General features: G+C 55.8%; 12 protein-coding genes. 7 read left to right on the forward strand and 5 right to left on the reverse strand.

Annotated elements, in window-relative coordinates; all coding sequences use genetic code 11:
- Positions 1 to 664: 664 nt before the first annotated feature.
- Entirely contained in the window at positions 665 to 1117 is a 453-nt protein-coding gene (locus HPC62_RS04625; protein WP_172353959.1) for a hypothetical protein, read from the forward strand.
- 3 nt (positions 1118 to 1120) lie between these two features.
- On the opposite strand, the gene HPC62_RS04630 is transcribed toward HPC62_RS04625, so the two are convergent.
- Positions 1121 to 1315, reverse strand: coding sequence for a hypothetical protein (locus HPC62_RS04630; protein ID WP_068511224.1), 195 nt, complete (start codon positions 1313 to 1315; stop codon positions 1121 to 1123).
- Between the two features lie 863 nt (positions 1316 to 2178).
- Here HPC62_RS04630 and HPC62_RS04635 point away from each other — a divergent pair.
- From HPC62_RS04635 to HPC62_RS04650, 4 genes are all read left to right on the forward strand, one after another.
- A complete protein-coding gene (locus tag HPC62_RS04635; protein ID WP_084782602.1) occupies positions 2179 to 2547 on the forward strand; it encodes an STAS domain-containing protein in 369 nt (122 codons plus the stop codon).
- Between the two features lie 161 nt (positions 2548 to 2708).
- The gene (locus HPC62_RS04640) at positions 2709 to 5378 is read left to right on the forward strand and encodes a TIGR03960 family B12-binding radical SAM protein (protein ID WP_172353961.1); all 2670 of its coding nucleotides are present in this window, start codon (positions 2709 to 2711) and stop codon (positions 5376 to 5378) included.
- A gap of 782 nt (positions 5379 to 6160) precedes the next feature.
- Complete coding sequence (locus tag HPC62_RS04645; protein WP_172353963.1) at positions 6161 to 8275, forward strand: Rne/Rng family ribonuclease; 2115 nt, start codon at positions 6161 to 6163, stop codon at positions 8273 to 8275.
- Between the two features lie 36 nt (positions 8276 to 8311).
- On the forward strand, positions 8312 to 8926 hold the full coding sequence (locus tag HPC62_RS04650) for a ribonuclease HII (protein ID WP_172353964.1): 615 nt from the start codon (positions 8312 to 8314) through the stop codon (positions 8924 to 8926).
- Positions 8927 to 9034: 108 nt separating this feature from the next.
- Here the strand turns inward: HPC62_RS04650 and HPC62_RS04655 are convergent, their stop codons facing one another.
- Positions 9035 to 9619 carry a DUF1997 domain-containing protein gene (locus HPC62_RS04655; protein WP_172353965.1) on the reverse strand — a complete coding sequence of 195 codons (585 nt, stop codon included), beginning with the start codon at positions 9617 to 9619 and terminating at the stop codon, positions 9035 to 9037.
- A gap of 457 nt (positions 9620 to 10076) precedes the next feature.
- Here HPC62_RS04655 and pheA point away from each other — a divergent pair, with 457 nt between their 5' ends.
- Complete coding sequence (pheA, locus tag HPC62_RS04660; RefSeq protein ID WP_172353967.1) at positions 10077 to 10922, forward strand: prephenate dehydratase; 846 nt, start codon at positions 10077 to 10079, stop codon at positions 10920 to 10922.
- 168 nt (positions 10923 to 11090) lie between these two features.
- Here the strand turns inward: pheA and HPC62_RS04665 are convergent, their stop codons facing one another.
- The 3 genes from HPC62_RS04665 to HPC62_RS04675 all read right to left on the reverse strand — a co-directional run bounded on the left by HPC62_RS04665 (position 11091) and on the right by HPC62_RS04675 (position 12971).
- Positions 11091 to 11741 (reverse strand): LON peptidase substrate-binding domain-containing protein, encoded by a 651-nt coding sequence (locus HPC62_RS04665; RefSeq protein WP_068511235.1) that lies wholly within the window; start codon positions 11739 to 11741, stop codon positions 11091 to 11093.
- A 261-nt stretch (positions 11742 to 12002) separates the two neighbouring features.
- On the reverse strand, positions 12003 to 12386 hold the full coding sequence (cutA, locus tag HPC62_RS04670; protein ID WP_172358779.1) for a divalent-cation tolerance protein CutA: 384 nt from the start codon (positions 12384 to 12386) through the stop codon (positions 12003 to 12005).
- Positions 12387 to 12437: 51 nt separating this feature from the next.
- Entirely contained in the window at positions 12438 to 12971 is a 534-nt protein-coding gene (locus HPC62_RS04675; RefSeq protein ID WP_225906737.1) for an ATP-binding protein, read from the reverse strand.
- A 57-nt stretch (positions 12972 to 13028) separates the two neighbouring features.
- Between HPC62_RS04675 and HPC62_RS04680 the strand changes: the two genes are divergently transcribed.
- Complete coding sequence (locus tag HPC62_RS04680; RefSeq protein WP_172353968.1) at positions 13029 to 14186, forward strand: PP2C family protein-serine/threonine phosphatase; 1158 nt, start codon at positions 13029 to 13031, stop codon at positions 14184 to 14186.
- Positions 14187 to 14314 lie beyond the last annotated feature (128 nt).

Raw genomic sequence — 14314 nt, forward strand, 5'->3', positions numbered from 1 at the left:
ACAGCTTAACAAGTCTTATGAAGCGCCTGAAGACACGCCAGAGAGATGCCTTGCAAGTACACGGTTCCGCCTGTAGATGTACCTAGTAAATAAATCCTAGTAAATAAATCTAGGAGATACATACGGATGGATGAGTGTGCATCAGCTTGTTCATCCGGCCCAGTCTATTCAGCAGGATGCGTCAAGTAGGCATCTTGTCATGCATTGACTTGCTCTCTGTGGGCGATCGCCCGTCTGACGTGGCGCTTCGATCAATACCTTAGCGCGAATTCATATTTCTAAATGTTGCTCAACACTCAACCCTACAAAAAACTGACATTGAACGCATCCCAGGTCAAGAGAATATCAACACCTGGGAGTGTCGCACTGCCAGAACTCTGCGCTCCAAAGCGGTACTTTCGCAGTCCTCAGCCTTCGGTTCTCAACCTCCGCCAGATGCTCCACCGAAGCAGCACTCTCGGCGTAAAAGTCTGGAGCAGTGCCCCGCCCACTTGATAACCCAATTTAGATAGCCCAATTTATAAGATAGAAGAAGGTCAGTCGGCATCAAGTCTCATGGAGCCAGCGCTTCCCTGCCCATGTGAGATCTTTGGCGGCTGAGCAATCTGCAACTCATCGTCCAAGTAAACGGCTATTCGGGGGCGATCGCCAACTAGAGTCATTCATGGATTCAGCTTCTACGTTTCATCCCAGCGAAATCGTCTGCATCGAACATGAAGAAATCCGCCTTTATGCAGAAGTGATCCAGCTTTCTGAAACTCGTCCGGTCTGCTGGCTACGGCCGCTGCTTTTGGTCACGCTGCTCTCCGAGGAGCAATCCGCGGCCTGCGACGTGAGCGCTCTGGCCAGTTCTATCCCCCCGCTTGGGCGATCGCTAGAATCAGAGAGAATCCACAGCATGATCGATCTGCGCGAAGGGGCGGATCTGCTCTTGCCTACTGCACTCATGCGCCATGCGCTGGATGTTGAGCTAATTCCGCTGTGGTCAGCGCTGCACTCGCTCAAGCCTGCCGCTGAGGGCGATCGCCCCGTTCAAAATCCTTTGCATTCTTTGACACAAAGACTTTGGGCTGCCTATCCTACAATCTTCGAGTCTTCGGAGAAGAAATGCAGCTAACCCCTATGGACTGGGCACTAGGCGCACACGGCCAGCATCCATCTCAGACATCAGCAGTTCCAGAGCTTCATAATCCGCGTCTGAAATGTATCCCAGTCGGGTCAGTTCATAGTTGATTTCGTTCTCAATGTCAGGGGTCAACTGCTTGATATAGAGGGCTTTGGCAACCAGTTGACGAATCACATGGGTAGTCTTCATTGCATTCTTCGCCGCAATGTTTGGGGCATCTCACACTGTTTAAATTGTCGTTCGCTTCTTCGGGAACAGAAGTGATCTCCACCGAGCGAAACAAGTGATCTAAAACGGGTAATTTTTGTGACCTAAATCACCAAGGCTAGGCGGAAACGGAAGTGAAGGGTTGCAGACGGTTCAGAAAGTTGAATCCATTCAGGGGCAACATCAGCCTTTAGCCAAATCGCCAAAACTGCTTCGCTTCGGCTCGCTGAGCAAATCTCAGGCTTGTGGGATATTCCAGGGGCGATCGCAGCGCCGACTGTTCTCAGTGCGATGTGAGGGTAGATGCTAGCGCAATTTGTAGCAAGCCGCACTCGTAGGAACACTTATTTAAATCTTTATAGAAGAGCGGATTGCTTTTAAAGATTCCGCGAATACACGGAAATAGGCTGGCACGGAACCTGTTGAACGAACTATTTTTCAGGGATCACGGTTTGTGTTCCCACTCGGTATCAGTTTTGAGGTTCAACGTGTCCGTGTACCGTTGGGATTTAGTCAAGGCAGGCGGATCAAGCCCTTGCCAAGCCGATCTTTTCCATCGACTTCCATTCGATTTTCGTTCGGTAGGATTCAACTCAGCCTGAACTCTGAACCCTAAATTCTAAGAGGATGTTTGAAAAGTCCTACTGTTTGTAGCAGGGCGTGCAAGATCCCCCTAAATCCCCTTTGAAAATAGGGACTTTAAGGCGGTTTACCCCCCTTTTTAAGGGGGGCTGGGGGGGATCTCTGAGTGCTTAACATTACAGGCGATACCTTTTCAAACACCCTCTAAACGCGGTTCAATTCTAATTCTTTTTTATCTCTTGTCGGGGTGAAATTAGCTTGTGATGCAAACCTTACTATCAGAATCTCTGCTCTCTGAATTTTCGCCAGTCGGTTCTGCTTCAACGACGGTTGTAGAGCCTGTGGGGGCGCTCAATGCCTCAAACGCAGCCCTGTTTCAACGACAGTTGGCAACGCTTCTTGCGTCAGATTGTTCGTCCGTGCTGGTCGATCTTAGCCAGGTAGAAACACTCGACAGCGCAGGGCTGATGGTGCTGATTTCGGCACAAACCGCCGCTCACCAGCACCAAAAGCGATTTGGAATCTGCGGGGTTTCGCCCTCTATCCGCATCATCTTTGAAGTGACACAGCTCGACCGGGCCTTTACCCTGTTCGAGAGCCGGGCTGACTACGAAGTGTCTCTCGCATCTTGAGCCAGACAAACATCACTATGCCTCATCGGGTTCGCCATCGGTTTTGCCCTCGCATCCTTTCGCCCTTGCCCAAGGTGGCGCTCACCGCGTAGCCCTGTTAGACTCGCGTCGTCCTCGTATACTGGGTGGGTAGGGATTTAGTTTAGCGAGGCTGGTTTTCTGTGGCGATCGCCCTTGAGCAGTTGCTCACCCCCGACATTGCCCGTCCTGCTCGATACCTGGGCAATGAGCTAGGGGCTGTTCACAAGCCCTGGTCGAATGCAGACATCCGCTGGGTGTTGACCTATCCCGAAGTATACGAGGTCGGCGCATCCAACCTGGGCCACATTATTCTCTACAGCATTCTCAACGCGCAGCCTCGACAACTGTGCGATCGCGCCTATTTGCCCAGCCCAGACCTGGCCGCCAAGCTCAAGGAATCCCATACGCCCCTATTTGCTGTCGAGTCTCGCCGTTCCCTGACCGACTTCGACATCCTTGGCTTCAGCCTCAGCTACGAACTGGGCGCAACCAACATCCTGGAAATGCTGAACCTGGCCCAGATTCCGCTCACCTGGCAAGAGCGGCAGCAGTCTGGGGTCTGGAACGTCGAACAGGGAAGCTTTCCGCTGATTTTTGCGGGCGGACAGACTGCCACTTCCAACCCCGAACCCTACGCCGACTTTTTCGACTTCATTGCCCTGGGCGATGGCGAAGAACTGCTGCCCGAAATTGGGCTGGTGCTGCAAGAAGGCAAGGCGCAGGCACTCAGCCGGGAGGAACTGCTGCTGGATCTGGCTCAGGTTCCCGGTGTCTATGTGCCGCAGTTTTACGAAATGGCTGCGGATGGGGCCGTGCGTCCTCTGCGGCCAGACGTGCCAGAACGAGTGCTGCGCCGCGTCGCTGCCCCCATGCCCGCCTATTCCATTGGGCTAGTGCCCTACGTGGAAACGGTTCACGATCGCCTAGTGGTAGAAATTCGCCGGGGCTGCACGCGGGGCTGTCGCTTTTGCCAGCCGGGAATGCTGACTCGCCCAGCGCGAGATGTCGCCCCAGAGCAGGTGATTGAAACCATCGAGCAGGGAATGCGGGCAACGGGCTACAACGAATTTTCGCTGCTGTCGCTCAGTTGCTCCGACTACCTGGCGCTGCCCGCAGTGGGGCTGGAAATCAAAAATCGCCTGAAGGATGAAAATATTTCCCTCAGCCTGCCCAGCCAGCGGGTTGACCGGTTTGATGAAAATATTGCCAATATTATCGGCGGTACGCGCAAGGGCGGGCTGACCTTTGCGCCAGAGGCGGGGACGCAGCGGCTGCGCGACATCATCAATAAAGGCTTAACCAATGAGGAACTGCTGCGGGGCGTGAAAACTGCCTACGAGCAGGGCTGGGATCGGGTCAAGCTGTATTTCATGATTGGGCTGCCGGGGGAAACGGATGCCGACGTGCTGGGCATTGCCGAAACAATGCGCTGGCTCCAGCGGGAGTGTCGGCTGAAGGGGCGCAAGCCGCTGGGCTTTAATGTGACGATTTCCAACTTTACGCCCAAGCCCCACACGCCGTTTCAGTGGCATTCGGTGTCTACGGCAGAATTTGAGCGTAAGCAAAGGCTGTTGCAGCAGGAATTTCGCACGATTCGTGGGGTGAAGGCGAATTTTACCGATGTGCGGATTTCGGCGATGGAGGATTTTGTCGGGCGGGGCGATCGCCGCTTGGGGGCCGTTGTGCGTCGCGCTTGGGAACTGGGCGCCCGCGAAGATTCCTGGTGGGAGAGCCTGGAGCGGGCCTTTGGGGCCTGGACGGAGGCGATCGCCGAAGCCGGACTCACCTGGAAATATCGCCAGGTCGAAAGCGGCGAATGGAACCTATTCGATAGCGCCGCCGATGCTTCGGAACTCCCCGCCCCAGACTACAGCGCCCCCCTGCCCTGGGATCACATCGACACAGGCATCAGCAAAACTTGGCTCCAGGAAGACCTGCGCCGCGCCCTAGAAGCGTCCACCATTCCCGACTGCTCCTTCGACGGTTGCTCCCACTGTGGCGTGTGTGGGGCAGACTTTGGACATAACGTGGTCGTGCCGCCGCCGCCAATTCCCCAGTTCCAGCATCACTTTACGCCCGAAACCCACCGCGCCCAGCGGCTACGGGTGCGCTACGGCAAACTGGGCAGCATGGCGCTGATTGGTCATTTAGATTTGTTGCGCTTGTTTGACCGAGCCATTCGTCGAGCCGCTCTGCCGATTGCCTACACAGGCGGCTTCCACCCCAGCCCCCGGATCATGGTGGCCAGTGCCCTGCCTTTGGGGTCTACCAGCACGGGCGAGGTCGTCGATTTCGATCTGACGCGAATCCTGGAACCCGCCGAGTTTCTGGAAAAACTATCGGCCCAACTGCCCCCCGACGTGCCGCTGTATGGCGTGGAGGCGATCGCCCCCGACGGTCCCACCGCCACCCAGCAGCTTGACCAAGCAGAATATACCCTGGCGATCGCCCTCTCCGCCGATGCGCCCCCAATGCTCTTGCCCCAGCAGCCTGCCCAGTGGTTGCAAGAAATCTTGACCGCCCGTGAACTCTGGTACGACCAAACCACGAAATCAGGCAAGGTGCAGCAAATCAACTTGCGCGATCGCCTTAGCGAACTGGATCTGCTGCCCCCTGAGCGCTATCCGGCATCCATCGCTGCCGTCCTGAAAGAGGCTGACCCCAACCAGGCCTTTGCCGTTCGCTACGTCGGCAGTTGCCGCAACGACGGTACGCTCCTCCGCCCAGAACACCTCCTTCACCTGCTAGAACAAGCTAGCCAGCAGCCGATGCAGATTCTCCACAGCCACCGCGATCGCCTCATGTTCTAGCGTCCCTCACCCAGCACCTGCACCACCCTCCAGACCATAACGGTGCGTTTTTTAACAGATAGCTCTATTCATCTGTCTACAATTAGATATGGGGTTTAAATACGTTTCATCGAGATTCTCGCGAGATATCCCAGATGAAGCTTTTACACCCGATGTCCAGAGAAGCGCACGTTTTGAGCCTCAGCCACAGCATTTTTCATCCCTTTCCCCATGTGATAGGAATTGTGCAGCGGCTGGTAGCACAATCTTAATGACACGCTATAATGCATTTCAAAAGACGCTGATGCGAACTGAGCGCCCATGTTGCTGCCCGTGGCTTAATAGGCAGACCGTTTGGGAGGGAGTTCGCCTCCGCAGGTTTTGAGACTGAAGATGAGTCAAATTGGGTACCTGGCTCCAGTGGAAGATGTACCCAGTTCTATCGAGCTTGACTAGTGTTGCGTCAGGCGGCTTTTGCGGACTCACCTACTGCATCATCCGCAGTTCGTGAGCCAACTCGTGAGGCAATCAGCCCATGAGTCGAGCGTTGACAGACCACTAGCAAGCGCTAGCTCCGAGTATCAGAAAGCTCCAGGTATTGAAACGGCAGGCAGCTTTTTAATTGTCTTTACATCCAGAGAAGTTAGAAGCAGTACGCTGTCGAATCGATGGGTAGTAGGGCATTCCTCGTCTACTCGCCGATACCAGGGTCTTCCGTGTTTACAGATCTACACACAAAATCACCGCAGAAGCGCATCCCGCGAGTCTGTTCGCTCTGCGTTGCCCCGTTCTGAGGAACTTGAATGTCAAAACAAATTATTATTGCCGAGCAGCATCGAATCGCCGCCGTCTTTTCAGGAGACCAAATTCAAGAGCTAATTGTTGCAACAGGTAGCCACCAGGTCAGCGACATTTACCTGGGCATTGTGGAGAATGTCTTGCCGGGGATTGATGCTGCCTTTGTGAACATTGGAGACAGCGAGCGCAACGGCTTTATCCATGTGTCTGACCTTGGCCCGCTCCGCCTCAAAAAAGCGGCCGCCCCCATCACCGAACTGCTCGTGCCCCAGCAAAAGGTGCTGGTGCAAATTATGAAAGAGCCGACCGGCAATAAAGGACCCCGGCTCACCGGAAACATCAGCTTGCCTGGACGCTATCTGGTATTGATGCCCTCTGGACGGGGCGTGAATCTGTCTCGTCGAATTCGCAATGAAAACGAGCGAAATCGCCTGCGGGCCTTGGCGATTTTGGTAAAACCAGCGGGTATGGGGCTATTGGTGCGAACCGAAGCGGAAGGCGTGCCAGAAGAAGCCATTATCGAAGATCTGGAAGCGCTGCAAAAACAGTGGGAAGCTATTCAGCTAGAAGCCGCCAATACCCGTCCGCCCTGTCTGCTGAATCGAGATGATGATTTTATTCAGCGGGTGCTGCGGGATGTCTACAGCGCTGATGTAAACCGCATTGTGGTGGACTCTCATACGGGGGCAAAGCGCGTTAAACAGCATTTGATGAACTGGAGCGGCGGTAAGGCTCCAGTCGGCGTGTTGATTGACCACCACCGCGAACGCACGCCCATTCTGGAATATTTTCGGGTGAATGCGGCGATTCGCGAGGCGCTAAAGCCGCGAGTAGACTTGCCTTCTGGCGGATACATCATCATCGAGCGCACCGAAGCGCTGACGGTGATTGACGTGAACTCTGGCTCCTTTACCCGCTCTGCGACGGCGCGAGAAACCGTACTGTGGACGAACTGCGAGGCGGCAGCAGAAATTGCCCGCCAACTCCGGCTTCGCAACATTGCCGGGGTGATTGTGGTGGACTTTATCGATATGGATTCCCACCGAGACAAACTCCAGGTTTTGGAGCAGTTTAACAAGGCGCTGCGGGCTGATAAGGCCCGGCCCCAAATTGCTCAGCTAACGGAACTGGGACTGGTGGAGCTGACCCGGAAGCGCCAGGGGAAAAATATTTACGAATTGTTTGGAAAGGCGTGTCCAACCTGCGGCGGGTTGGGGCATGTGGTGCATTTGCCCGGAGATACCGAAGAGGGGGCTGTGCCTGCTGAAGCGCCCCGCACATTCCCCGCTGCTCATGAATCGCGGGCGGTGCAGTTGCGGGAGCCTTGGGACGCTCCGGAGTTAGACTTTGGCTCTCCGGCGCTGGCAGAGCAGCAGGAGCTAGATCTGACCAACCACCCCAGCTATCAAGACCGCAACCGAGTTGATAACCGCCGCCGCCGCCGGAGTCGCCCGCCCCGCTCTGGTGAGCCTGTGATGCGCGGGAATGGGGGGCGATCGCCCGACCTTGAGGCGGATACAGACACGCCCGTTGCGCTTGAAGAACTGCCCGTGCTGAACGGCTCCACGCCAACCCCAGGGAAAGAGAGCCGAGAGGGGCGAGAAGGGCGCTCAGAAAAGCCGGAGCGGGGTGGACGCGGGCGACGAGAGCGAGCCGCTGCAGAGCCACAGCAGGTGATCACGGTTGAGATGACCCCAGAGGAGCAAGAGATTTATGCGCTGATGGGGGTTTCGCCGCTGGTGTTGGCACCGGAACCTGTGAAAGATCCAAAGACAACGGTGGTGATGGTTGCGCTGCCGGGACAGGGGCGACAGGGGGGCAACTCGACGGCTTCTGGCACAACTTCTGGTACAACCCCTGGCACAACTTCTGCTAATGGCAGTGGGTTCTCTACCGCCCTGCTCGAAAAAGACGAATCTGCACCAATGCCAGACCCTATTCTGAAATCTGCTGCGCCCGTTGAACCTGTGGCACATGCAGAAAGCTTGCCCCCCGAAGCCGCGATCGCCCTGGACAGCCCCGACCCTGAGGACGGCGATGCGGCTGGGGATAGCAGCGCCCCTAGTCGTCGTCGCCGCCGTCGCCGCTCGTCTGTGTCAGCCGACGAGTCGGCCTCCTAGTCAGCCACCGGATGTACCTGATGTGGAAGAGGGCAGATGGCAGCCGAGCTAATCGCGGGCGTGGATGAGGTCGGGCGGGGGGCGCTGTTTGGGCCCGTGGTGGCCGCCGCCGTGATCTTGCCAGAAAGTGCCGCTGCTGAGCTGGCTGCCCTCGGCGTGACGGACAGCAAGCTCCTGTCGCCTGTGCAGCGCGATCGCCTGGTGGAACAGGTGCCTCGTCTTGCGATGGATTGCCGGATTGGCGTTGCCTCGGTGAGGGAAATCGATCGCCTCAATATTTTGCAGGCATCGCTATTGGCCATGCGTCGGGCGATCGCTCGCCTCAGTCCGCAGCCAGATCTGTGCCTAGTGGATGGCAACCAGCGCATTCCTGGCTTGCCCATTCCCCAGCAGCCGATCATCAAGGGCGACCAGACCTGTTTGGCGATCGCCGCCGCCAGCATCCTCGCCAAAGTTTGGCGCGATCGCCTGATTGTCCGTCTCTCGGCTCGATATCCCCACTACGACCTGGCCACCAATAAGGGATACGGCACGGCGGCCCATCGGCTAGCGCTCCAAACCTACGGCTGTACATCCCAGCATCGCCGCAGCTTCAAGCCCTGCCAGTTGGATGCGTTGCCAGTTCAGCAGAGGCTCGATGTCGGCTCTTGAGATCTTTTCTTGAGGTCTTCTTTTCTTGAGGTCTTCTTGAAATCTTTTTTTGAGCCGTACTGTTTGGGAACAGAGCGCCCGAACTGGGGACTAGGCGCAGTCACTAGCTTAGTCTGCTGCTAAATCTGGTGCGAAGGAAAGTGGAGCGCGGGCCGGTTCTGCAAGTTGCGCCCTGACCCAGTTTTCATAGTCCACCAAAAGCTGATGCATGAGCCGCTGCTTGATCGTGCCCAAAACGCTCCGCAGCAGCCCGTTTCCAGTTGCCTCCAGCAAGGGGCGGGGCGTGACCCAGAGCGCAGGCGGCAGCCCGACCTCGACCTGCAAATTCGCTTGACCCAGCAGCCGAGTTCCATAGCGAGTTTGCACAGGCATCAGTTGCCCCAGCAGATCGAGATGAAACCGCTCATTGATGTAGTCCACACCCAAGATCTCGCTGCCCGCCGACCGCAGCGTAATGCCGCCTTCTGCGTCATTCCAGATGTCAATATCCACCGTGGGCTGGAGGCTGAGCGTGAGGAACGTAATCGGGCGCATTTTGAGACGAAAGCGATCGCCCCCCAGTGCTTCAACCCGGCTAGAGTCAACCAGCGCCGTGATCAACCGATGGGGCTGACGCAAATAGTGCTGAATTGGAATCGGCTGCTCAGGAACCTTGAGTTCGACCGATTGGGAGGCGGAGAAACGAGTCTGCATGTCAGATAGCGTGAGGAGAAAAAATAAATTGCAGGGCGGGAACATGAAAACTGAGTAACCTTGCCGCCTGCTTAACCATCCATTGCAAAAAGACAAAAGACTCAGTAGCAAAAAGCTAGTGCGTAATCGCTCAGCGCTTCAGTCGAGCAATACCTGACCAGTCCGTGCTGGAAACAATACCCCAGAGCTTGCATAGCCTTTCATAGCACTCTGCCTGAACCATTCGGGAATCGCCAAAATTCATGCCTAACTGGGCGCTTGCTGGGAGAGAGACTGGGCGATTGACTCGTGGGTTCATTTGCGTCAGCTAAGTTCATCCTGAAGCAATATGAAGCTGCAAACAAGCGTGTTGGCTATCCCTTAAACAAATTTTACAGCTTTTCCCAGAAATCTACCTTGACTATAGGTAGTATACGGAGGTTTTACAGGGAATGCTGAGATTTCTACTGGACACCATATGACTATCTTGATTGCTCATCTTGGGCCAGCCGGAACCTATGCCGAAGATGCGGCGATCGCCTGTCGCGCATGGCTAGAAAGCACGTCCGGGCTGTCGAGCGAACTGCGTCCCTATTCCAGCATTCCAAAAACGCTGCGGGCCACCGAGAGCGGGGAAACCCAGCTTTCGGTCGTGCCAGTCGAAAACTCCATTGAAGGAAGCGTGACCACCACGCTGGATACGCTCTGGCAGATGAATTCCTTGCAGATCCAGCGGGCGATCGTGCTGCCGATTGACCACGCGCTCATCTCCCGCGCCCCCGATCTGGCATCCCTGCAAACGGTGTATGCACATCCGCAGGCCCTCGCCCAGTGTCAGGGCTGGCTGGAACGGATGCTGCCGGAGGTGCGGTTGATCCCTGCTAGCTCTAATGCCGAAGCGCTCCACAAACTGGAGCAAGAACCCCAGTCGGGGGCGATCGCCTCTCGCCGCGCCGCCAAGCTCTACAATTTACCCGTGCTGAGCTACCCGATCAACGACTATCCCGACAACTGCACTCGCTTTTGGGTCTTGGGAGTAACGCCATCCCCCGGCGGCACCCATACCTCCCTGGCCTTCAGCGTCCCTGCCAATATCCCTGGCGCACTGGTCACGCCGCTCCAGGTCTTTGCGACCCGCAACCTAAACCTGAGCCGCATCGAGTCTCGACCCAGCAAGCGATCGCTCGGAGATTACGTCTTTTTTATTGACATCGAAGCCAGCGCAGACGATCCAACGGTTCAGCAGGCTCTCCAAGAGCTAACCCAGCACACCGAAACCCTGAAACTGCTGGGCAGCTACTCCATTGCTAAAGTGACTTGCTAAATTGGCTTGCTAAATTGGCTTGCTAGCGTGGCTGAGCCAATCCCTATCTTGCCTGGGGTGGTGTATTTGGGACAATAGGTTTGAGCTTTAGACTTTGAGCTTTCAGCGAGGCAAACAAGCGAGTTGCGATAAAGCTGGCAGACCCAAAAGCGCTAACCCGAAATTGACCTAGCCATCGAAGCGCAGGGCATCCTTCAGCGCAGTCCGGGCGGCAAGGTGGCTACGAGTAGAGGTCAAAATCTCCGCTTCTCGCTCCAGACGAGCCGCCGTGTCTTGCAGTTCTAGCAACGCCTGCTGCTCCTGAGCTACGCCGTATAGATTGCTGGCGACCCAGTAAGACAGTTCTAGCGGCAAATCTGGAATATCGTCAGGCACTTCGATTTCCTGATTGGTCAGCTTCGCAGAGAGCCGCACCACGTCTCGCAAAAGCTGATCCACCTCAATGCTAAGAGAGTGGAGGTTTCGCTCGGTGGGATGGTCTTCGATCCACTCGACTAGACCAACGTGATAGGGCTTTTCGCGCACATAATCCAACACTCGAAAGCGCTGCTGCCCCACGGTCATAATCTTCATGCGGTCGTCGGGCATCCGGTGGAAGTTGGTGATTTCAGCGCAGCACCCCACGCTCGCGACGCGACCATCCGCAGGATCGACCATCAGCACTCCAAAGCGGCGATCGCTCTGGAGGATTGTGTTCATCATAATTCGGTAGCGGAATTCAAAAATGTGGAGGGGGAGTCGCCGCCCCGGAAACAGAACAACCTCTGAAAGGGGGAAGAGGGGGAGTTCTCGAACCGCAACCGATGAAGAAAATGCCATTGAGTTCTGTCTAATCAGTATCAGAGCCAGAAAGCGCTAGAGACGCACCTGCACTCACACATACTGCAACGACTATAGACCGCCGATGCAGCGCTGATGATGGTGCTGATGAACCGCCATTGCCGTGTACACAAAGCTTTGGGCACTTATCTTTCAGTTTATCGCATTCCTCTGGTTTTCCCAAGGTTCGACAAACTGCGCTCAGTGCTCTGCATGGTGTTCTGAGCTTTTAGTGGTTTTCGCTTTTAGTGGTCTGAAGTTTTAGCGTTCTGACTTGTCGTCCTGATTCTGAAGGCTGACCCTCGATAGGGGCGACAGGGGGCTAACTGATGCTCCTAACCAGTTGAGATAGTCTGCTGATCCGGCTGCGATCGGCAGCGCGATGATTTCGGGAACGTCGTAGCTGTGGAGTTCCCGGATTTTGGTTTCGAGGGCTGGAAACAGGGTTAGGTCAGTCTTGATCACAAGCTGCCACTCGTCTTGCTGCTCCAAGGTATTCTGCCAGGTGTAGACCGAATGGACGGGAAACAGGCTGACGCAGGCCGCCAGCCGTTCGGCGACTAGGGCGCGGGCGAGCGCCTCTGCTTCGGTGCGAGAAGCAGCCGTCGTCAGCACCAGACCATACGGCGCTGGGAGATCGCACATTGCGGGGAGGTCACTCATACGGTGCTGGGGAACTGATGCGTTGAGGCTGCTCTAGTCTGGTCTGGCTAAGTCTTGCCGGGTGTAATGTTTCACAAAAAGGAGGCAGTTCCGCTGATCGGGCGATCGCCGATAGTCTAGAACGTCTGCTGTTTTTTTCATCAACAGCAGACCCCGACCGCCTGCGGCATCCCGGTCTACCTCATCTGGAATCGCCTCCAGCATTTTTCGCAAGTTAAATGTCGGGCCACAGTCCCAAATCTGGATTTCTAGAAACTCTTTGAAAATCGTGACGCTAATTTCGATCGGGGTGTCTGGCGAACGGTTGCGATGGGCATGGCGGACGGCATTGGTAAAGCCTTCGGCCAGCGCAAGCTGACATTGTAGCCAGACTAGCTCTGGAATACCCGCGCATCGCAGACCGTCAAACCAGGCCAAGACATGATTTAGCTCGTTGAGCTGCGTATCGACCTGGATCTGCTCGCTCCGGAGCATGGTCAACTGAGTCGATCGAGGAGCCGATCGAGCGGGTGAGACTTCGCAGGAAATCCTCGTCTCTTGGGAGGTGAAGCCGGAAGAGGACGACATAAACGCTTATCTTAATAACTATCGTCAAGGTGTCATTGCTCTAGCCCTAGTCTTCCCATGCCGCAGATTCTTATCATCGACGACGACTCAATTATTCAAACGGTGCTAAAAAAAGCGCTGCAATCCCAAGGATATGAGGTTGCGATCGCAGATGATGGGGAGACTGGGCTGGCGCTAGCCGAGAAGCTGCGGCCGGCGCTGATCGTGTCGGATTGGGTGATGCCAGGACTAGACGGGCTAGAAGTCTGCCGCCGGGTCAAGGCAAACCCAGATCTGTCCACTACTTTCTTCATCTTACTCACTGCCCAGAGCGCTGTGGAAGATCGAATTCAGGGCTTGGATACGGGCGCGGATGATTTTTTGGCGAAACCGATTGAAATTAATGAGCTTCAGGCGCGGGTGCGGGCGGGGCTGCGGCTGCACTTGCTGAGTGAAGATTTGCAAACCCAAAAGCGCCTGCTCGAAAAGGAGCTATCGGAAGCCGCCTCCTACGTGCGATCGCTCCTCCCAGACCCAGCGACGGGCGACATTGAAATCGACAGCCGCTTTATTCCCTCTAGCCAGCTTGGGGGCGACTGTTTTGACTATTTTTGGCTCGACCCAGACTATCTGGCGATGTATTTGCTAGATGTGTCGGGGCACGGACTGGGTGCGGCGCTGCCGTCGATTACGGTGCTAAACCTGCTGCGATCGCAGTCGTTGCCCAATGTCAACTTTTACCAGCCCCACGTCGTGCTGCGGGCGCTGAACGAAGCGTTTCAAATGGATAGCCAGCACGACAAGTACTTCACTATCTGGTATGGCGTGTACAACAGGATCAAGCGGCAGCTCACCTACGCCTGCGCCGGACATCCACCCGCCGTGCTGATGCCGGGACGACTGCTGCCCCAGCCCGATAAACCGCCTGAAACCTGTCTGCTGGGGATGCGTCGGGTGCCAATTGGCATGATGCCCGATACGGTTTTTGAGAGCGATCGCTGCAACATTCCCCCCGGCAGCCTGCTGTATATCTTCAGCGACGGCATCTATGACTTGCCCAGTTCTGCGGGTCAGCCCACTTGGGGACTGCATCCGTTTATCAACACTCTGTCTAACTATGCACCCAACGGTGCAACTATCCCAAATCTCGATCTTTTGCTGCAAGCGGTTCGCAGTCAGGGTGGCGTGTCTACTTTTAGCGATGACCTATCTATTCTGCAAATCGCGTTTCATTAATTGCAGCCGATCACCCCGCCAACACACATAGGACTTACGCAGTTGGAAGATTTCTCGCGGGCGCAGCCCGCGAGAAATCTTCCAAACCCTAGAAAACTTATCGCAAGTGCGTAAGTCCTGACGCAAAT

The organism is Thermoleptolyngbya sichuanensis A183, from assembly GCF_013177315.1.
Taxonomy (GTDB): Bacteria; Cyanobacteriota; Cyanobacteriia; order Elainellales; family Elainellaceae; genus Thermoleptolyngbya; species Thermoleptolyngbya sichuanensis.

Excerpts from the sequence above, each read along its gene's own strand:
- HPC62_RS04665 (WP_068511235.1), bottom strand. The coding sequence starts at position 11,741 with ATGGCATTTTCTTCATCGGTTGCGGTTCGAGAACTCCCCCTCTTCCCC.
- HPC62_RS04675 (WP_225906737.1), bottom strand. The coding sequence starts at position 12,971 with ATGTCGTCCTCTTCCGGCTTCACCTCCCAAGAGACGAGGATTTCCTGC.
- pheA (WP_172353967.1), top strand. The coding sequence starts at position 10,077 with ATGACTATCTTGATTGCTCATCTTGGGCCAGCCGGAACCTATGCCGAA.
- HPC62_RS04630 (WP_068511224.1), bottom strand. The coding sequence starts at position 1,315 with ATGAAGACTACCCATGTGATTCGTCAACTGGTTGCCAAAGCCCTCTAT.
- cutA (WP_172358779.1), bottom strand. The coding sequence starts at position 12,386 with ATGTGCGATCTCCCAGCGCCGTATGGTCTGGTGCTGACGACGGCTGCT.
- HPC62_RS04655 (WP_172353965.1), bottom strand. The coding sequence starts at position 9,619 with ATGCAGACTCGTTTCTCCGCCTCCCAATCGGTCGAACTCAAGGTTCCT.
- HPC62_RS04645 (WP_172353963.1), top strand. The coding sequence starts at position 6,161 with ATGTCAAAACAAATTATTATTGCCGAGCAGCATCGAATCGCCGCCGTC.
- HPC62_RS04650 (WP_172353964.1), top strand. The coding sequence starts at position 8,312 with ATGGCAGCCGAGCTAATCGCGGGCGTGGATGAGGTCGGGCGGGGGGCG.
- HPC62_RS04635 (WP_084782602.1), top strand. The coding sequence starts at position 2,179 with ATGCAAACCTTACTATCAGAATCTCTGCTCTCTGAATTTTCGCCAGTC.
- HPC62_RS04680 (WP_172353968.1), top strand. The coding sequence starts at position 13,029 with ATGCCGCAGATTCTTATCATCGACGACGACTCAATTATTCAAACGGTG.
- HPC62_RS04625 (WP_172353959.1), top strand. The coding sequence starts at position 665 with ATGGATTCAGCTTCTACGTTTCATCCCAGCGAAATCGTCTGCATCGAA.